Source organism: Staphylococcus sp. aM (assembly GCF_052975125.1).
The window spans coordinates 2261895-2282387 of sequence record NZ_CP121447.1 but is presented as its reverse complement, the minus strand read 5'-3'; the positions used below and the strand labels follow the sequence as shown (position 1 = coordinate 2282387).

17 protein-coding genes, 8 tRNA genes and 1 rRNA gene are annotated in these 20493 nt (G+C 34.4%); all 26 read left to right on the top strand.

Translation table 11 applies throughout. The annotated features are described in order from the left end of the window. Positions 1-122: 122 nt before the first annotated feature. The 26 genes from P7F85_RS11240 (at position 123) to P7F85_RS11115 (ending at position 20423) form a co-directional block, all read left to right on the top strand. Positions 123-785, top strand: coding sequence for a 50S ribosomal protein L25/general stress protein Ctc (locus tag P7F85_RS11240; RefSeq protein WP_002465710.1), 663 nt, complete (start codon positions 123-125; stop codon positions 783-785). Between the two features lie 233 nt (positions 786-1018). Further along, positions 1019-1591 carry an aminoacyl-tRNA hydrolase gene (gene pth, locus P7F85_RS11235; RefSeq protein WP_002465692.1) on the top strand — a complete coding sequence of 191 codons (573 nt, stop codon included), beginning with the start codon at positions 1019-1021 and terminating at the stop codon, positions 1589-1591. Then, positions 1588-5097, top strand: a complete 3510-nt coding sequence (gene mfd, locus P7F85_RS11230; protein ID WP_031464188.1) for a transcription-repair coupling factor — start codon at positions 1588-1590, stop codon at positions 5095-5097. The genes pth and mfd overlap by 4 nt, the downstream gene beginning before the upstream one ends. Next, complete coding sequence (locus P7F85_RS11225) at positions 5087-6616, top strand: polysaccharide biosynthesis protein (RefSeq protein WP_031464187.1); 1530 nt, start codon at positions 5087-5089, stop codon at positions 6614-6616. Before mfd ends, P7F85_RS11225 begins: the two co-directional genes overlap by 11 nt. Then, the gene (locus P7F85_RS11220; RefSeq protein WP_002465717.1) at positions 6613-7803 is read left to right on the top strand and encodes a MazG nucleotide pyrophosphohydrolase domain-containing protein; all 1191 of its coding nucleotides are present in this window, start codon (positions 6613-6615) and stop codon (positions 7801-7803) included. The genes P7F85_RS11225 and P7F85_RS11220 overlap by 4 nt, the downstream gene beginning before the upstream one ends. Continuing rightward, a complete protein-coding gene (locus P7F85_RS11215) occupies positions 7800-8066 on the top strand; it encodes an RNA-binding S4 domain-containing protein (protein ID WP_002451740.1) in 267 nt (88 codons plus the stop codon). The genes P7F85_RS11220 and P7F85_RS11215 overlap by 4 nt, the downstream gene beginning before the upstream one ends. A 20-nt stretch (positions 8067-8086) precedes the next feature. Beyond that, a complete protein-coding gene (gene divIC, locus P7F85_RS11210; RefSeq protein ID WP_002465694.1) occupies positions 8087-8485 on the top strand; it encodes a cell division protein DivIC in 399 nt (132 codons plus the stop codon). A 102-nt stretch (positions 8486-8587) separates the two neighbouring features. Next, positions 8588-8995 (top strand): S1 domain-containing RNA-binding protein, encoded by a 408-nt coding sequence (locus P7F85_RS11205; RefSeq protein ID WP_002451742.1) that lies wholly within the window; start codon positions 8588-8590, stop codon positions 8993-8995. Positions 8996-9160: 165 nt separating this feature from the next. Beyond that, complete coding sequence (gene tilS / locus P7F85_RS11200; protein WP_026088887.1) at positions 9161-10459, top strand: tRNA lysidine(34) synthetase TilS; 1299 nt, start codon at positions 9161-9163, stop codon at positions 10457-10459. A gap of 3 nt (positions 10460-10462) precedes the next feature. Next, a complete protein-coding gene (gene hpt, locus P7F85_RS11195) occupies positions 10463-10999 on the top strand; it encodes a hypoxanthine phosphoribosyltransferase (RefSeq protein WP_015365363.1) in 537 nt (178 codons plus the stop codon). A 268-nt stretch (positions 11000-11267) separates the two neighbouring features. Next, positions 11268-13325, top strand: coding sequence for an ATP-dependent zinc metalloprotease FtsH (ftsH, locus tag P7F85_RS11190; RefSeq protein ID WP_002465716.1), 2058 nt, complete (start codon positions 11268-11270; stop codon positions 13323-13325). Positions 13326-13558: 233 nt separating this feature from the next. Next, the gene (hslO, locus tag P7F85_RS11185; RefSeq protein ID WP_002465687.1) at positions 13559-14440 is read left to right on the top strand and encodes an Hsp33 family molecular chaperone HslO; all 882 of its coding nucleotides are present in this window, start codon (positions 13559-13561) and stop codon (positions 14438-14440) included. A 171-nt stretch (positions 14441-14611) separates the two neighbouring features. After that, positions 14612-15544, top strand: coding sequence for a cysteine synthase A (gene cysK, locus P7F85_RS11180; RefSeq protein WP_002465696.1), 933 nt, complete (start codon positions 14612-14614; stop codon positions 15542-15544). A gap of 203 nt (positions 15545-15747) precedes the next feature. Beyond that, positions 15748-16551, top strand: a complete 804-nt coding sequence (gene folP, locus P7F85_RS11175; RefSeq protein ID WP_002465690.1) for a dihydropteroate synthase — start codon at positions 15748-15750, stop codon at positions 16549-16551. Continuing rightward, positions 16529-16894 carry a dihydroneopterin aldolase gene (gene folB / locus P7F85_RS11170; protein WP_046464275.1) on the top strand — a complete coding sequence of 122 codons (366 nt, stop codon included), beginning with the start codon at positions 16529-16531 and terminating at the stop codon, positions 16892-16894. Before folP ends, folB begins: the two co-directional genes overlap by 23 nt. After that, a complete protein-coding gene (gene folK / locus P7F85_RS11165; RefSeq protein WP_002465702.1) occupies positions 16895-17374 on the top strand; it encodes a 2-amino-4-hydroxy-6-hydroxymethyldihydropteridine diphosphokinase in 480 nt (159 codons plus the stop codon). It abuts the gene before it with no gap. 323 nt (positions 17375-17697) lie between these two features. Beyond that, on the top strand, positions 17698-19185 hold the full coding sequence (gene lysS / locus P7F85_RS11160) for a lysine--tRNA ligase (RefSeq protein WP_002465701.1): 1488 nt from the start codon (positions 17698-17700) through the stop codon (positions 19183-19185). Positions 19186-19580: 395 nt separating this feature from the next. Continuing rightward, positions 19581-19695 (top strand): 5S ribosomal RNA (gene rrf / locus P7F85_RS11155). A gap of 11 nt (positions 19696-19706) precedes the next feature. Next, a tRNA-Val gene (locus P7F85_RS11150) sits at positions 19707-19782 on the top strand. A gap of 7 nt (positions 19783-19789) precedes the next feature. Continuing rightward, positions 19790-19865, top strand: a tRNA-Thr gene (locus P7F85_RS11145). A 6-nt stretch (positions 19866-19871) separates the two neighbouring features. Next, positions 19872-19944: transfer RNA gene (locus P7F85_RS11140), tRNA-Lys, on the top strand. A gap of 35 nt (positions 19945-19979) precedes the next feature. Further along, positions 19980-20054 (top strand) — tRNA-Gly (locus P7F85_RS11135). 7 nt (positions 20055-20061) lie between these two features. Further along, positions 20062-20150: transfer RNA gene (locus P7F85_RS11130), tRNA-Leu, on the top strand. A 10-nt stretch (positions 20151-20160) separates the two neighbouring features. Then, positions 20161-20237: transfer RNA gene (locus P7F85_RS11125), tRNA-Arg, on the top strand. Positions 20238-20260: 23 nt separating this feature from the next. Further along, positions 20261-20334: transfer RNA gene (locus P7F85_RS11120), tRNA-Pro, on the top strand. A gap of 13 nt (positions 20335-20347) precedes the next feature. After that, positions 20348-20423, top strand: a tRNA-Ala gene (locus P7F85_RS11115). The last annotated feature ends 70 nt before the right edge of the window (positions 20424-20493 follow it).

Genomic DNA, 20493 nt, shown 5'->3' with positions numbered 1-20493 from the left:
TAAGCGTGTATAATACATTCGTTCGTGATTATACGAATAAATAAACACTTGCAAGCAACGAATGATGTTGATGGGTAAGTGAGGAGCTCGTAAAAGAGCGAAAAATGAAAGGTGGAAATAGAATGACTTCATTAAAGTCAATCATCCGTCAAGGTAAACAAACACGTTCTGACCTTAAACAATTAAGAAACGCTGGTAAAGTACCTGCAGTTGTATATGGTTACGGAACAAAAAATACTTCAGTTAAAGTTGATGAAGTTGAATTTATCAAAGTTATCCGTGAAGTAGGACGTAACGGTGTTATCGAATTAGGTGTTGGTTCTAAATCAATCAAAGTAATGGTATCAGATTATCAATATGATCCATTGAAAAACCAAATCACTCATATCGATTTCTTAGCTATCAACATGACTGAAGAACGTACTGTAGAAGTACCAGTTCAATTAGTTGGTGAAGCAGTAGGCGCTAAAGAAGGCGGCGTAGTTGAACAACCATTATTCAACTTAGAAGTTACTGCAACTCCAGATAATATCCCAGAAGTAATTGAAGTTGATATCACTGAATTAAATATCAACGATAGCTATTCAGTTGCTGATATTAAAGTATCTGGTGACTTCACTATTGAAAACGAACCAGAAGATTCTATCGTAACTGTAGTACCTCCAACAGATGAGCCTACTGAAGAAGAAGTAGAAGCTATGGAAGGCGAAGCAGCTACTGAAGAACCTGAACGTGTTGGTGAAGAAAACGACGACGAAGAAGAAGAAAATAAAGAAGAAGAATAAGATTTTATTTTAACGAATAAGGTTTTATAAAGTTTCTTAACTTTCTTAACGGGCACTATGCTTATACTAATAAGCATAGTGCTTTTTGTGTTATTATAGGGGATGATTATAAATTTGTGGCTAAGATATTAGGAGATAAAGCATACGTAAAATGACAGATAAATGAAATGATTGAGTATGTAAATTAAAGAAGTCACTTAATAAATAAAGAATAAACATGGAGGTAACGACATATGAAATGTATTGTAGGTCTTGGGAATATTGGTAAACGATTTGAATTAACAAGACACAATATTGGCTTCGAAGTCATTGACTATATACTAGAACGACATAATTTCACCTTGGATAAACAAAAATTCAAAGGTGCATATACAATTGAAAGGATGAATGGTGACAAAGTTCTGCTTATTGAACCTATGACAATGATGAACTTGTCTGGTGAAGCTGTAGCGCCATTGATGGATTACTACAATATTGACGTAGACGATTTAATTGTATTATATGACGATTTAGACTTAGAACAAGGACAAGTACGTTTACGTCAAAAAGGTAGTGCAGGCGGTCATAATGGTATGAAATCAATTATCAAAATGCTTGGCACTGACCAATTTAAGAGAATTCGTATTGGTGTTGGTCGACCAACGAATGGTATGTCTGTTCCTGATTATGTACTTCAACGTTTTTCTAAAGAAGAAATGACTACAATGGAGAAAGTTATTGAACATTCAGCTAATGCTGTAGAAGCATTCATTGAAACATCTCGATTTGACAATGTGATGAATGAATATAATGGTGAAGTGAATTGAGACAAGTTATTTCTAATTATGTAAAAGAAGATAAACGTTTTCAGGAATTAGACCAGGTTTTTGGCCAAGATAATATTTTAGTTACGGGTCTATCACCTTCAGCAAAAGCAACCATTATTGCTGAAAAATATTTAGCTGATCAAAAACAAATGTTGTTAGTAACTAATAATCTGTATCAAGCAGATAAAATCGAAGTGGATATATTACAATATGTCAGTGGTGAAGAAATTTATAAATACCCAGTTCAAGATATCATGACCGAAGAATTTTCTACACAAAGCCCTCAACTTATGAGTGAGCGTGTTAGAACGCTAACCGCTCTTGCTCATGGGGAAAAAGGGTTATTTATTGTTCCGTTAAATGGATTGAAAAAGTGGTTAACACCAGTAGAAATGTGGCGCAATCATCAAATGACGTTAAATGTTGGTGATGATATGGATGTTGACGATTTTCTGAATAAATTAGTCAATATGGGATATCGTAGAGAAAGTGTTGTTTCTCACATTGGTGAATTCTCACTTAGAGGTGGCATTATAGATATTTATCCTTTAATTGGAGCCCCTGTTAGAATTGAATTATTTGATACAGAAATAGATTCAATTCGTGATTTCGATGTGGAAACACAACGCTCTAACGATAACTTAGAATCAGTAGAAATTACTACGGCAAGTGACTATATTATTACTGATGAAGTGATTAATCATCTACAAACACAATTAAAGACCGCTTATGAAGATACAAGACCAAAAATTGAAAAATCTGTGAGAAATGACTTAAAAGAGACATATGAAAGTTTCAAACTTTTTGAATCTACGTTCTTTGATCATCAATTATTACGACGATTAGTGGCATTTATGTATGACCAACCATCAACGATTATTGATTATTTTGCGAATGATGTTGTGATAGCTGTTGATGAATATAATCGTATTAAAGAAACAGAAGAAACGTTAACGACTGAAGTTGATGATTTTATTAATAACTTAATTGAAAGTGGTAATGGATTTATTGGTCAAAGTTTTATGCAATATGATGGCTTTGAAACTTTATTAGAAGAACGACCTGTGGCTTATTTTACACTTTTCACTTCTTCAATGCCTGTTGAATTAGATCATATTATTAAATTCTCATGTAAACCAGTACAGCAGTTCTATGGTCAATACGACATTATGCGTTCAGAGTTCCAAAGATTTATCCATAATGACTATGCGATTGTAGTATTGGTCGAAACAGAGACGAAGGTTGAACGTATACAATCAATGCTTAATGAAATGCATATACCAGTCGTAACACATATTGATCAGGCTTCAACAAGTGGCCAAGCAGTTGTTGTAGAAGGCAGTCTGTCTGAAGGTTTTGAATTACCCTATATGCAGTTAGTGGTTATTACAGAAAGGGAATTATTTAAGACCAAGCAGAAAAAGCAACGTAAACGTACTAAAACAATGTCGAATGCAGAAAAAATTAAGTCATACCAAGATTTAAATGTTGGAGATTATGTTGTTCACGTTCATCACGGTGTAGGACGATATTTAGGTGTAGAAACTTTAGAAGTTGGAGAACAACATAGGGACTATATCAAGTTACAGTACAAAGGTACAGACCAATTGTTCGTTCCGGTTGATCAAATGGATCAAGTTCAAAAATATGTTGCTTCCGAAGACAAATCACCTCGCTTAAATAAACTAGGTGGAACTGAATGGAAAAAGACGAAAGCTAAAGTTCAACAAAGTGTTGAAGACATAGCAGATGAATTAATCGATTTATATAAACAAAGAGAAATGTCAGTTGGCTATCAATTTGGTCCAGACACTGAAGAACAGTCTACGTTTGAATTAGACTTCCCATATGAGCTAACACCAGACCAAAGTAAATCTATTGATGAAATAAAAGGGGACATGGAACGTGAACGTCCAATGGATCGCTTATTATGTGGTGATGTAGGTTATGGTAAGACTGAGGTTGCTGTTCGTGCCGCTTTCAAAGCTGTCATGGAAGGTAAACAGGTCGCATTCCTTGTACCTACGACGATATTAGCTCAACAACATTACGAAACATTAATTGAACGTATGCAAGATTTTCCAGTTGAAATTCAATTGATTAGTAGATTCCGCTCAACTAAAGAAGTGAAAGAAACTAAAGAAGGACTCAAATCTGGTTATGTAGATATTGTTGTAGGTACACATAAGTTATTAGGTAAGGATATCCATTACAAAGATTTAGGCTTACTCATTGTCGATGAAGAACAACGTTTTGGTGTGCGTCATAAAGAAAGAATTAAGACGCTGAAAAATAATGTAGATGTGTTAACGTTAACAGCTACGCCGATACCAAGAACATTGCATATGAGTATGCTTGGTGTGCGTGATTTATCAGTCATCGAAACACCACCTGAAAATCGTTTCCCAGTGCAAACTTATGTTTTAGAACAAAATACCAACTTTATTAAAGAAGCATTAGAACGAGAACTATCTCGTGATGGTCAAGTATTCTATTTATATAATAAAGTTCAGTCCATCTATGAAAAGAGAGAGCAACTTCAAATGTTAATGCCAGATGCCAACATAGCTGTCGCACATGGACAAATGACTGAACGAGATTTAGAGGAAACAATGCTCAGTTTCATCAATCATGAATACGATATCTTAGTGACTACGACAATCATTGAAACTGGTGTCGATGTACCAAATGCGAATACATTGATTATTGAAGAAGCGGATCGCTTCGGTTTAAGTCAATTGTACCAATTACGTGGACGTGTAGGTCGTTCAAGTAGAATAGGGTATGCTTATTTCCTTCATCCTGCAAATAAGGTATTAAATGAAACAGCTGAGGAAAGACTACAAGCCATTAAAGAATTTACCGAATTAGGTTCAGGATTTAAAATAGCGATGCGCGACTTGAATATTAGAGGGGCAGGTAATTTACTTGGGAAACAACAACATGGATTTATAGATTCAGTTGGTTTCGACTTATACTCTCAAATGCTTGAAGAAGCGGTCAATGAAAAACGGGGTATCAAAGAGGAAGCGCCAGATGTTCCTGATGTAGAAGTCGAACTGAATTTAGATGCCTATTTACCGGCGGAATATATTCAAAATGAACAAGCTAAAATTGAAATTTATAAAAAACTACGCAAAGTGGAAACAGAAGATCAACTCATGGATATTAAAGATGAACTCATCGATCGCTTCAACGATTATCCAACTGAAGTTGAACGTTTATTAGATATTGTAGAAATCAAAACGCATGCACTTCATGCAGGTATTACAAAAATTAAAGATATGGGTAAACAAATTCAAATATTCTTATCTGAGAAATCAACTGCTGATATTGACGGAGAGGCATTATTTAAAAATACACAACCGCTTGGAAGAACGATGAAGGTCGGCGTAGAGAATGGTGCAATGAAAGTGACACTCACTAAATCTAAACAATGGCTAGACAACTTAAAATTCTTAGTGAAATGTATTGAAGAAAGTATGAGCATTAAAGATGAAGCATAAAGCGGCATTTAATGGTGTAGTGATATTAACGCTTGCGTTAGTCATCGTTAAAGTATTAAGTGCGATATATAGAGTACCCTATCAAAATATACTTGGTGATGAAGGATTGTATGCTTATCAACAAGTTTATCCTATTGTTGCTTTAGGTATGATTTTATCTATGAATGCTATTCCAAGTGCAGTGACGCAAAACTTAGGTTTGGACCACCGTTCACAATACTATTCTAAAGTGCTACTTATTATACAAAGTGTAGGTATTGGTATATGTTTAGTTGTATTTGCGAGTGCAGGCATTATTTCCCGCTTAATGGGTGATGGACATTTAGCACCTATGATTAGAATGTCTAGTTTTAGTTTCGCATTTGTTGGTGTGTTAGGTGTATTAAGAGGATATTTTCAATCTAGACAAGAAATGAATGTGCCAGCTATTTCCCAGGTTATAGAACAATTCATTCGAGTGGGATTTATTATGGTAGCTATTTTCCTATTTTTGACACAACATTGGACGATATACCAAGCTGGCTCGTTATCAATCATTGCTTCTTCAATCGGATTTTTAGGTTCAACACTTTATCTAGTATCTAAACGACCGTTTAAGTTGAAATTAGCTTCTAAAGGAACCAAAATTCAATGGACCCAGTTACTTATTGCTATTCTTATTTTTGCTTTGAGTCAGTTAATTGTTATTTTGTGGCAAGTCGCAGATAGTTTTACTGTCATCCATACTTTGAAAATGACAGGCCTGCCATTTGAAGAGGCTATTAAACAAAAAGGTGTATATGATAGAGGGGCTTCTTTTATTCAAATGGGCTTAATTGTAACAACAACGTTTAGTTTTGTCCTAATTCCTTTATTAACCGAAGCCATTCAAAATAAGCAATCGATTCAAATGTATAGATATGCGAACGCCTCATTAAAAATTACAATATTGATTAGTTCGGCAGCAGGCATTGGTTTGATGAATGTCTTACCGCTTATGAATAAAGTGTTTTTCAAGACAGATAGCGAGACAGTAACGTTATGCGTTTATATGTTGACGGTTATTGGTGTATCATTGATTATGATGGATATTGCATTATTACAAGTACTCAATCAAATCAAACCGATAGTGATTGGCTTTACATTAGGTTTATTATCTAAAGCTATATTCAATATAGTTTTCATATATCAACTTCACATTTTAGGCGCTAGTATAAGTACAGTATTATCGTTGATTATTTTTGCGAGTATACTTCACCGCGCCGTCTTGAAATCTTATCATTTTAATCAAATGAACAAATTTATTATAAAATTAGTAGGCGGGTTGTTTATAATGTCAGTTATTGTCCAACTGATGATGACTATCTTACCTTCTAGCGGACGTTTAATTGGATTAATATCTTTATTAATCAGTGCCATAGTTGGTGTAGGTGTATTTATGATATACGTCGGTATTTTTAATGTCCTAAGTTATAGGGAATTGAAATTTTTACCTTTAGGAGACAAGTTATATCACTTTAAGAAAGGAAGACGTTCATGACGCATACGATTACGATTATTGGTTTAGGGAACTATGACATCGATGATTTGCCTTTAGGTATATATCGATTTATTCAAAAGCAAGATAAAATATATGCACGCACTCTTGAACACCCTGTAATTAAGTCACTTAAAAATGAAATTGATTTTGAGGGCTTTGATGATATATACGAAGCAAATGATCAGTTTGAAGCTGTTTACGATCATATTGTAGAACAGTTGATTAATAAAGCACACCAATCGGATATTGTATACGCTGTGCCTGGACATCCTCGTGTTGCTGAAACGACGACTGCTAAGTTAATGGCGTATCATAATCAGAATGAGGATATAGAAGTGAAGGTATTAGGTGGAAAAAGCTTCATTGATGATGTATTCGAAGCGGTTGCAGTTGAACCTAATGATGGGTTTACCTTACTAGATGGTACCGCACTAGAAGAAGCGAAACTAAATGTTCGCACTAATACTTTGATAACTCAAGTATATAGCGCAATGGTAGCAGCAGATATCAAGTTGACGTTGATGGAACGTTATCCCGATGATCATATTGTAAAAATTGTTACAGGTGCACGTAGTGGTGAAGCACAAGTAACTGAATGTGCTTTATTTGAGCTAGATCATTTTGACACTGCTTTTAATAATTTAACAAGTGTCTTTGTGCCTAAAATAGTAGCAAATGAATCACTATATAATGATTTTAATTTTGCTGAACAAACGATTGATTTACTTGTTGATGATGAAAAAGGTTGTCCTTGGGATAAAGTTCAAACACATCAATCATTAAAACGTTATCTGTTAGAAGAGACGTTTGAACTATTTGAGGCTATTGATAATGAAGACGACTGGCACATGGTGGAAGAATTAGGAGATATACTATTACAGGTATTATTGCATACAAGTATCGGTAAAAAAGAAGGTTATTTTGATTTAAAAGAAGTAGTCGCAAGTTTAAATGCTAAAATGATTCGTCGTCACCCACATATATTTAGTGATGAATCTGCTGAATCCATAGAGGATTTAAAAACGATATGGGCAACTGCTAAATCTAATGAAGGTAAAAAACCACGTGTGAAATTCGAGAAAGTATTTGCAGACCATTTCATGTCATTGTATGATAAAACAAAAAATAAAGATTTTGACGAAGTGGCTCTTAAACAATTTTTAGAGCAAGGAGAGACTCATCAATGAGATTAGATAAATTTTTAAAAGTGTCTAGATTAATTAAACGTCGTACATTAGCTAAGGAAATTAGTGACCAAGGACGTATTACGATTAATGGTAATGTAGCAAAAGCAGGTACAGATGTTAAAGTTGGAGATGAACTCGTTATTCGTTTCGGCCAAAAACTTGTAACCGTCAATGTAACCGGATTAAATGAACATGCATCTAAAGAAAATGCTAAAGGTATGTATGAATTAGTAAAAGAAGAGCGTATTAATGAATCTGAATAGACAAAGTGAGGTGACAAGCTATGAATAATAAAGTTGAAAATATCGGTAATCATTATACATCTAAAGAGAACCAAAAAAAGCAACGACAACGTAAAAAGATGCGTGTAGTACGTCGAAGAATCACGTTGTTTGGTGGTATCATGCTAGCGATTATCATTTTATTATGCATTATGCTTGTCTTCCAAAAACACAGTAACGAAAAAGATGCAGTCGAAAGAAAACATAAAGAAGAGCAATTTCAAAAGCAACAAGATGAAGAAATCGCATTGAAAGAAAAGTTAAATAATTTGAATGATAAAGATTATATCGAAAAAGTGGCGCGAGATGATTATTATTTAAGTAATAAAGGCGAAGTGATTTTTAGATTGCCAAATGATAATAAATCCTCTAAGGCTAAATCTTCAGATGAGAATAATTAATTAAAGAGAAATAAAATAATCGCATTATAGCATTGTGAAATTGCTTCAACAGGAATATAATAAAGTTAAAATCGAATGAAATCGGGAGGATTTATTTAGAATATGTCAATCGAAGTAGGAAATAAGCTTAAAGGTAAAGTCACTGGTATTAAAAAATTCGGTGCATTCGTTGAGTTACCTGAAGGAAAAAGTGGCTTAGTCCATATTAGTGAAGTGGCTGACAACTATGTTGAAAATGTGGAAGATCATTTATCTTTAGGTGATGAAGTAGAAGTTAAAGTACTTTCAATTGCGGATGATGGCAAAATTAGTCTTTCAATTAAAAAAGCGAAAGATCGTCCACAACGTAAACCACAGCACAATAATAAATCACATCAAAGTAAACCTGCTCCAAAAGGCGAAGACTTTGAAAAGAAATTAAGTAACTTCTTAAAAGATAGTGAAGATAAATTAACTTCTATTAAACGTCAAACTGAATCTAGACGTGGTGGTAAAGGTTCAAGACGTTAATTTCATAAACCAAGTCTGTTGTAATAACTTAACATAGCTTTTGTATTGCTAATTACTTTGAATAACAGACAATCTAAGACTGTTTCTTGATGAAGGAGCAGTCTATTTTTATTGTAACAATGTATTGATGATAGGTTATTTAAATGCTTGGAGGTGAAAGGTATGATGGAACTTGATGCTACAGGGTGGTCCAAACAGGATCATATTGTATTAGCCGTATCAACAGGTATAGATAGTATGTGTTTACTACATCTTTTATTAAATGAATATCAACATACATATAGCAAACTGACATGTATTCATGTAAATCACGGGTTAAGACAAGCATCCATAGAAGAAGAGGCATTTTTTAAAACGTATTGTGAAGAACATCAAATCGAGTATTTTATCAAACGATTAGATTTATCAGAAACAGTTGAAGCGGGGAACAGTATTCAAAATGTATCTCGCCAATACAGGTATGATTGGTTTGATAGTATCATGAAACAACTTGGGGCCAATGTGTTACTGACTGCACATCATCAAGATGATCAAATCGAAACCATCTTTTATAGATTGTTTACTGGTAGATTTACACGTAGTCATTTAGGTATTGCCTATACTTCTCAACGTAGTAGTTACCAACTTATTCGTCCAATGCTAGACATCTCAAAAGCTGCTATCAAATCTTATCAAAATCAATATAACATTCCGTTTTTTGAGGATGTATCTAATCATAAAAATGTATACGTCAGAAATGATATAAGAAATCGTATCATACCAGCAGTAATGGATAATCAACAACTAGACGTAGCACACTTATTAAAATTAAAATCATGGCATGATCAAGAATTAGCTACACTTAGAAAATCGGCACATCACTTTATCAAAGAAGCAGTACAAGTATCAGAGAAGCAAGATAAAATAGTGATTCCTAGAGGACGATTTAATCGATTGACAGATAATATGAAAGTACATGTGCTTGATCAATTGTTTGAAAAGACAACACTGTCTAAAACGATATCTGATAAAATGTATCAAACATGGTTTAATCAAATTTCAAATCAAAAATCACAATTCACAATTGATATAACAGATAAATGGATAATTCAAATTGCATATGATACATTAATAATAATGGCTAATACAGAAATGAACGACGTGAATTCAACACAAGTCATCGAAGTACCTCATACATATCGTTTTGGTGATTATGAGATTGAAATACAACCTGACTTTCCATTAAATCAGTTCCCATTAACAATAAGACAACGTCAAAATGGCGATCGTTTTTTATTAAATGGATATGCTGGCAAACATAAAAAAGTAAGTCGATTGTTAATAGATAAAAAAATCGATGCTATTGAACGAAATCGTTTACCAGTTGTTATCAATGCAGAAGGTAAAATAATTGCTGTAGGTCAATTGTTTATGAACAAAGACTATAAACATTATATAAATATTAGAAATATTGGAGATGAATAACAAATGCACGAGGATATAAAAAGTATTGTATTAAGTGAAGAAGATATTCAAACGATTTGCAAGGATTTAGGACAACAGTTAACTAAAGATTACCAAGATAAGCCACTTGTTTGTGTGGGTATCTTAAAAGGGTCAGTTATGTTTATGGCAGACTTAATTAAGCGAATTGATACACACTTATCAATCGACTTTATGGATGTTTCAAGTTACCACGGGGGTACTGAATCTACAGGTGAAGTTCAAATTATCAAAGATTTAGGTTCATCAATTGAAAATAAAGATGTACTCATTATCGAAGATATTTTAGAAACTGGAACTACATTAAAATCCATCACTGAATTATTAGAATCACGTAAAGTCAACTCATTAGAAATTGTTACTCTATTAGATAAACCAAATCGTAGAAAAGCTGATATTGAAGCTAAATACGTCGGCAAAAAAATCCCAGATGAATTCGTAGTCGGATATGGATTGGATTATGGTGAGCATTACAGAAACTTACCTTATATTGGTACTTTAAAACCTGAAGTTTATTCATAAAATATAGATTAGATTAAATCGATACGTTGGACACGATGTTTTTTTTGCTATGATTCAACATCAATATAGTGTAGACTCGATTTAAATCGTAAAAATCTAATTAAATTAGATATTTTGCAATCACGATATTATGAAAAATAAAAATCTCTATAGTGGAAATTGACTAAAATTGATAAACCAATACTAAAGTTGAAATAGTAGCCTGCTAAAGATGTATTGTGTTACAATTTTTGTTAGTTTTATTATTGGAAGTAGGAGGAAATGTCACATGCAGAAAGCGTTTCGCAATGTGCTAGTTATCGCAATTATAGGCGTTATCATATTTGGCCTGTTTTCTTTCTTAAATGGTAATGGAAATATGCCAAAACAGCTTACATATACGCAGTTTGTTAATAAATTGGATAAAGGCGATTTAAAATCATTAGAAATCCAACCTGAGCAAAATGTATACATGGTAAGTGGTAAAACAAAAAATGGTGAAGATTATTCATCAACAATATTATTTAATAATGAAAAAGATTTACAAAAAATCACTGATACAGCGAAAAAACAAGATGGATTGAAATTTACAGTTAAAGAAGAAGAAGAACAAAGTGTATTTGTTAGTATCTTAACAACATTGATTCCAGTTTTAATCATTGCTTTATTATTTATTTTCTTCCTTAGCCAAGCCCAAGGTGGGGGCGGCGGTGGTCGTATGATGAACTTTGGTAAATCCAAAGCGAAAATGTACGATAGTAGTAAACGCCGTGTTCGTTTCTCAGATGTTGCAGGCGCAGATGAAGAGAAACAAGAACTTGTTGAAATAGTAGATTTCTTAAAAGACAACAAGAAATTCAAACAAATGGGATCTAGAATTCCGAAAGGTGTTTTACTTGTAGGTCCTCCAGGTACTGGTAAAACATTACTTGCACGTGCAGTTGCAGGTGAAGCTGGTGCACCATTCTTCTCAATTAGTGGTTCAGACTTTGTTGAGATGTTTGTTGGTGTTGGTGCTAGCCGTGTGCGTGATTTATTTGAAAATGCGAAGAAAAATGCACCATGTATTATTTTCATAGATGAAATTGATGCAGTAGGTCGTCAACGTGGTGCTGGTGTCGGTGGTGGACACGATGAACGTGAACAAACATTGAACCAATTATTAGTCGAAATGGATGGCTTTGGTGAAAATGAAGGTATTATTATGATTGCTGCAACAAACCGTCCTGATATTTTAGACCCAGCGTTATTACGTCCAGGTCGTTTCGATAGACAAATTCAAGTAGGTCGTCCAGATGTTAAAGGTCGTGAAGCAATTTTACATGTTCATGCGAAAAACAAACCACTTGATGAAACTGTTGATTTAAAAGCTATTTCTCAAAGAACACCAGGATTCTCTGGTGCGGATTTAGAAAACTTATTAAATGAAGCATCGTTAATCGCAGCTCGTGAAGGTAAGAACAAAATTGATATGCGTGATATCGAGGAAGCAACAGACCGAGTTATTGCTGGTCCTGCTAAAAAATCACGTGTCATCTCTGATAAAGAACGAAACATTGTTGCACACCATGAAGCAGGTCATACAATTATCGGTATGGTGCTTGATGAAGCAGAAGTTGTACACAAAGTAACAATTGTTCCAAGAGGACAAGCTGGCGGTTATGCAATGATGCTACCTAAACAAGATCGTTTCTTAATGACTGAACCAGAACTATTAGACAAAATCTGTGGTTTATTAGGTGGTCGAGTTTCAGAAGATATTAACTTTGGTGAAGTATCAACTGGAGCTTCTAACGACTTTGAAAGAGCAACTCAAATTGCACGTTCTATGGTTACTGAATATGGTATGAGTAAAAAGCTTGGACCATTACAATTCTCTAGTAGCGGTGGCGGTCAAGTATTCTTAGGTAAAGACATGCAAGGTGAACCTAACTATTCTGGCCAAATCGCTTACGAAATTGATAAAGAAGTACAACGTATCGTTAAAGAACAATATGAGCGTTGTAAAGAAATCTTATTAGAGCATCAAGAACAATTAAAACTTATTGCTAAAACTTTACTTACAGAAGAAACATTGGTTGCTGAACAAATCCAATCATTATTCCATGAAGGTAAATTACCTGAGGTTGACTACGATTCAGCTGAAGTCGTTAAAGAAACTAATTCAGAATTTGATGAAGGTAAATATGGCAAATCATACGAAGATGTTCGTAAAGAGCAATCGTTAGATCATAAAGGTGAAGACAAACATAATGAAGATGAGTCAGAAGATGAACCAACTGGTCATGAACAATCACCGAATATAGACAAACCATATAATCCTAACGATCCAAATCATAGAGAGTAAAGAAGCACATAGTTTAATCTCCCTACTATCACACATATAGTAGGGAGATATTTTTGTATAAATAAAGCAATGTGTATTTTTGTAAATAATGTTTGTATAAACAAACAACCAAATTTATCTAAAAACAAATCATTTCATGAAAATAAACAACAGATGTATAATAGTTATTCGAAAATGATATTTATTAAAAGAAACGAAGCATCGTAAAGATATATAAAAGGAGTAATTAAATAATGACACATGACTATATTGTTAAAGCACTAGCCTTTGATGGTGAAATTAGAGCATATGCAACATTAACAACAGAATCAGTACAGGAAGCTCAAACAAGACACTATACGTGGCCAACAGCTTCAGCTGCAATGGGAAGAACGATGACTGCTACTGTAATGATGGGAGCAATGCTAAAGGGAGATCAGAAATTAACTGTAACGGTTGATGGTCGTGGTCCTATTGGCAGAATTATCGCAGATGCAGATGCTAAAGGTAATGTACGCGCTTATGTGGATCATCCACAAACACATTTTCCATTAAACGAACAAGGAAAATTAGATGTTAGACGAGCAGTAGGGACAGAAGGTTCTATACAAGTAGTTAAGGATGTAGGAATGAAAGATTATTTTTCCGGTTCAAGTCCAATAGTATCTGGTGAACTAGGAGAAGATTTTACGTACTATTATGCGACAAGTGAACAAACACCATCTTCTGTTGGTTTAGGAGTACTTGTTAATCCAGATAATACGATTAAAGCAGCAGGCGGATTCATTATCCAAGTGATGCCTGGTGCCAAAGAAGAAACAATCAGTAAATTAGAAGAAGCAATTAATCAAATGACACCAGTATCTAAACTCATTGAGCAAGGATTGACACCGGAAGGAATTTTAAATGAAATTCTTGGAGAAGAACATGTCCAAATTTTAGAAACTTCACCTGCACAATTTGAATGTAATTGTAGTCATGAAAAATTCTTGAATGCTATTAAAGGTTTAGGGGAAGCAGAAATCACAGATATGATTAAAGAAGATCATGGTGCGGAAGCAGTTTGTCACTTCTGTGGAAATAAATATAATTATAGTGAAGCTGAGCTTAACCAATTATTAGAATCAATGGCATAAATTCAACAGAAGTTTATTACAAATTAAATTAGGGAATTTATTAAATGTATGTCGATAAATATGCACAAGATTTTGTAGGATATATTTGTTTTTTTAGAAAATTCTGATAGAATATAAATATCCGATAAAAAGACTAAGTTTTATTAATTCTATCTATAAGGAGTGTTTGGAATGGCACAAAAACCAGTAGAAAACATTACGCAAATTATTGGAAACACACCAGTAGTTAAATTGAGAAATGTTGTTGATGAAGATGCGGCAGATATTTACGTTAAATTAGAATATCAAAATCCAGGTGGTTCAGTTAAAGACCGTATAGCTTTAGCTATGATTGAAAAAGCTGAAAAAGAAGGTAAAATCAAACCTGGAGATACTATTGTGGAGCCGACAAGTGGTAACACAGGTATTGGTTTAGCATTTGTATGTGCAGCCAAAGGATACAAAGCAGTGTTCACTATGCCTGAAACAATGAGTCAAGAACGTCGTAACTTATTAAAAGCATATGGTGCAGAATTAGTATTAACACCTGGATCAGAAGCAATGAAGGGTGCAATTAAAAAAGCCAAAGAACTTAAAGAAGAGCATGGTTACTTTGAACCTCAACAATTCGAAAACCCAGCAAACCCTGAAGTTCATGAACTTACAACTGGTCCAGAATTAGTTGAACAGTTTGAAGGTAAAACAATCGATGCATTCTTAGCTGGCGTAGGTACTGGTGGCACATTATCTGGTGTCGGTAAAGTTTTAAGACAACAATACCCTGATATTGAAATAGTTGCTATCGAACCAGAAGCATCACCAGTTCTAAGTGGTGGAGAACCAGGGCCACATAAATTACAAGGTTTAGGTGCTGGATTTGTTCCGGATACGTTAAATACAGACATTTACGATAGTATTATTAAAGTAGGCAATGAAACTGCTATGGAAATGGCACGTCGTGTTGCAAAAGAAGAAGGTATTTTATCAGGAATTTCTTCTGGTGCCGCTATTCATGCAGCTATTCAAAAAGCTAAAGAATTAGGTAAAGGTAAAACAGTAGTAACAGTATTACCAAGTAATGGTGAACGTTACTTATCTACACCTTTATACTCATTTGATGACTAATTATATAAGCTACCAAAGCGAAGTCGTATAAATCGACTTCGCTTTTTTATTGGTTACATACGTATGAGTATAGCCAATTCATTTTTACTATTATTTAGAGTAGTTTATTTAATTTTTACCACTGAAATTATATTGAAAGTAGTGATATCATTATAAGTGATATGAAAAAGCATGAAATATTTCAAAATAGAAAAGGTGATTAAATGTCAAAAACTAAAATTATGGGCATACTTAACGTGACGCCAGATTCATTTTCAGATGGTGGGAAATATAATTCTGTTGAAAAAGCAGTTTCACGAGCGAAAGAAATGATTGATGAAGGTGTTGATATAGTTGATGTAGGTGGTGTTTCAACTCGGCCTGGATATCAAGAAGTTACTCTAGAAGAAGAGTTGGATAGAGTTATACCAGTTGTTGAAGCATTGATAGGGCTTAATGTACAAATATCAATTGATACATATAGAAGTGAAGTAGCAGAAGCTTGTTTGAAGTTAGGCGCTACAATGATTAATGATCAATGGGCTGGTTTGTACGATCCTAAAATATTGAAAGTAGTTGCTCAATATGATGCAGAAATTGTTCTAATGCATAATGGGGATGGTGAAAGAGATAAGCCAGTTGTAGATGAAATGCTTGTTACCTTATTAGCACAAGCTAATAAAGCTGAAATGGCAGGCATCCCACATTCTAAAATTTGGCTAGATCCTGGTATAGGGTTTGCTAAAACTAGAGATGAAGAAAACGAAGTGATGGCTCGACTTGATGAGTTAGTTGCAACAGATTATCCGATTTTATTGGCTACTAGTCGTAAAAGATTCATTAAAGAAATGATGGGTGGAGATTCAAAAGCCATTGAAAGGGACGAAGCTACAGCAGCAACAACTGCTTATGGTATAATGAAGGGCGTTCAAGCTGTGAGAGTACACAATGTTAAACTTAATTCACGTATTGCACAAAGCATGGATTTTCTAAAGGAGAATGAAAATGAACGACATCATATTTCTTAATGGAATGCGATTTTATGGTTATCACGGTGCATTGCCGGCAGAAAATGAAATAGGTCAAATATTCATAGTAGATATTACTTTGAAAGTAGATTTACATGATGCTGGTCAATCAGACGATGTGAAAGATACGGTACATTATGGAGAAGTCTTTGAAGATGTTAAAGAGATTGTTGAAGGAGAACCCTCTAATTTACTAGAACGTCTAGCAGAACGTATTGCCAAACGTATAAATTCACACTATAATCGTGTAATGGAAACGAAAGTTAGAATAACTAAAGAAAATCCTCCAATACCAGGACATTACGATGGGGTAGGTATAGAAATAGTGAGGGAGCGTAATTAAATGGTTAAAGCATATTTAGGCTTAGGAAGTAATATAGGTGATAGAGCACATCAATTACAACAAGCCATCCGAATTATTGACCAATACCAATACATTGATGTTACCTCTATATCTCCTATCTATGAAACAGAGCCAGTTGGTTACACTGATCAACCACAGTTTCTTAATTTATGTATAGAAATAGAGACAACATTAAATCCTCAGGAATTATTAAAGAGATGTTTAGAAACGGAAGAAGCACTTCACCGTGTAAGGAAGATTCGATGGGGGCCTAGAACACTAGATGTAGATATTTTACTGTATGGAAATGAAATCATTGAAGAAGATAATTTAATCATTCCTCACCCGAGAATGACAGAACGCGCTTTTGTGCTTATTCCATTGAATGATATCGCATCGAAACACATTGAACCCCGTTCCCAAAAATTGATTGAAAACTTAGTAATAGCAGATAGTACTGTTAAAAGATATATGTCTTAATGAGTAACGAAGAGATTGATGATGTGAGACACTACATAGTGACTTAAATTATTTAATTCTAGTTGTTTTTGAAAATTGATTAAGTTTTAACAGTTAAAGATAAAGTAGTAAATACTTTATTAGAACATTACCGTTTAGTAAAATGATATGGTGAGAAGATAGATGTTATGAAAAGATTTAGCACGCTTCTTGGCATCGCTATATTTAGAGTAGATAAAAGTGACTCTAAGATAACAAAGAGAAATGATTGATATACCTAAACATTTCTAACAAAATGTATAAAATAAATAATTGAAAAACAAGAAGCAAAAGGAGAGAAAGTTATGTCAGAAGAAATGAACGACCAAATGCAGGTACGCCGACAAAAACTACAAGAATTAAGAGATTTAGGAATTGATCCATTTGGTCAACGATACGATCGTTCTGCTTCAGCAGCTGAATTAAAAGCGGCTTGGGACGAATTCTCAAAAGAAGAATTACATGAAAAAGAAGAAGAAAGTCATGTTGCGATAGCAGGTCGTATTATGACTAAACGTGGAAAGGGTAAAGCAGGATTTGCACATGTGCAAGATCTTTCAGGACAAATTCAAATTTATGTTAGAAAAGATCAAATTGGAGAAGAACAATTTGATTTGTGGAAACATGCCGACCTAGGAGATATTGTCGGTGTTGAAGGTGTAATGTTTAAAACTAATACTGGTGAATTATCAGTTAAAGCAAAATCATTTACACTATTAACTAAAGCTTTAAGACCATTACCAGATAAATTCCACGGATTACAAGATATAGAACAACGTTATCGTCAACGTTATTTAGACTTAATCACAAATCAAGATAGTACACGAACATTTATTAATCGTAGTAAAATCATTCAAGAAATGCGTAATTATCTAAATCAAAAAGGTTTCTTAGAAGTAGAAACACCAATGATGCATCAAATTGCTGGAGGAGCTGCTGCTAGACCATTTGTGACACACCATAATGCACTAGACGCTACTTTGTATATGCGTATAGCTATCGAATTGCATTTAAAACGTTTAATCGTAGGCGGATTAGAAAAAGTATATGAAATTGGTCGCGTATTCCGTAATGAAGGTGTATCTACACGACATAACCCTGAATTTACAATGATTGAATTGTATGAAGCTTATGCAGATTACCATGATATTATGGACTTAACAGAATCAATGGTTAGACATATTGCTCAAGAAGTACTTGGATCAGCTAAGGTTCAATATAACGGAACTGAGATTGATTTAGAATCATCATGGAAAAGATTGCACATTGTTGATGCTGTGAAAGAAGCTACAGGTGTAGATTTCTATAATGTGAAATCTGATGAAGAAGCCAAAGCACTAGCGAAAGAACATGGAATTGAAATCACTGACAATATGAAATATGGTCATATTTTAAATGAATTCTTTGAGCAAAAAGTAGAAGAGACATTAATCCAACCAACATTCATATACGGTCATCCAATTGATATATCACCATTAGCTAAGAAAAACCCAGAAGATCCTAGATTTACAGATAGATTTGAATTGTTTATCGTAGGAAGAGAACATGCTAATGCCTTTACTGAGCTTAATGATCCTATCGATCAAAAAGAACGTTTTGAAGCTCAATTAGTCGAAAAAGAGCAAGGTAATGACGAAGCGCATGAAATGGACGAAGATTATATCGAAGCATTAGAATATGGTATGCCTCCTACAGGTGGTCTAGGAATCGGAATTGATAGATTAGTTATGTTATTAACTGATTCACCATCAATTAGAGACGTATTATTATTCCCTTATATGAGACAAAAATAATTTATCGAGAAACACCAATCACAATTGTGATTGGTGTTTTTATGTAATCTAATTGTTGAAAAAGTGAGATGAAATTAATTTTCCTCTTAAATTAATGTTACTTTTGATAAATAAAAGTAACTTATTTACTGATAGAAAGTAATAATACCTATAGTTAAGGAAAATGATGTGTGGTAGAATAGATCAAGTGGAAAAGGCGAAGGAATTGAAATTACGTCTTTCGAAAAAAATCAAAACAAACTATTGACTTTCTTAAGTTAATGAAGTAATATATAAAAGTCGTCAAAAACACGTAGTTCAGTTAACAGAATGTAAAATTAATTTTAACAAAGTGTAAAATTAACTATTGAAAAGTCATTAACAAACGTGTATTATTAATAAAGTAAGTTAATTTGTCTGGTGGCAATAGCAAAGAGGTCACACCTGTTCCCATGCCGAACACAGAAGTTAAGCTCTTTAGCGCCGATGGTAGTCGGACTAACGTTCCGCTAGAGTAGGACGTTGCCAGGCAATAGATAACAGGAGAATTAGCTCAGCTGGGAGAGCATCTGCCTTACAAGCAGAGGGTCGGCGGTTCGAACCCGTCATTCTCCACCATTTAATAGCCGGCCTAGCTCAATTGGTAGAGCAACTGACTTGTAATCAGTAGGTTGGGGGTTCAAGTCCTCTGGCCGGCACCATCTTTTGAGCCATTAGCTCAGTTGGTAGAGCATCTGACTTTTAATCAGAGGGTCAGAGGTTCGAATCCTCTATGGCTCATTACGATTTTATTTAAATTTTCTAAGCGAAATAATGCAGAAGTAGTTCAGCGGTAGAATACGACCTTGCCAAGGTCGGGGTCGCGGGTTCGAATCCCGTCTTCTGCTCCATTATTTTGCCGGGGTGGCGGAACTGGCAGACGCACAGGACTTAAAATCCTGCGGTGAGAGATCACCGTACCGGTTCGATTCCGGTCCTCGGCACCATCTTTAATAAGCGCCCGTAGCTCAACTGGATAGAGCGTTTGACTACGGATCAAGAGGTTATGGGTTCGACTCCTATCGGGCGCGCCATTTTTAAAGAATATAACTACATACGGGAAGTAGCTCAGCTTGGTAGAGCACTTGGTTTGGGACCAAGGGGTCGCAGGTTCGAATCCTGTCTTCCCGACTTCTTAATAAATGGGGGCTTAGCTCAGCTGGGAGAGCGCCTGCTTTGCACGCAGGAGGTCAGCGGTTCGATCCCGCTAGTCTCCACCATTATTTATTTCATTAAATGAACATTGAAAACTGAATGACAATATGTCAACGTTAATTCCAATAATGTAAC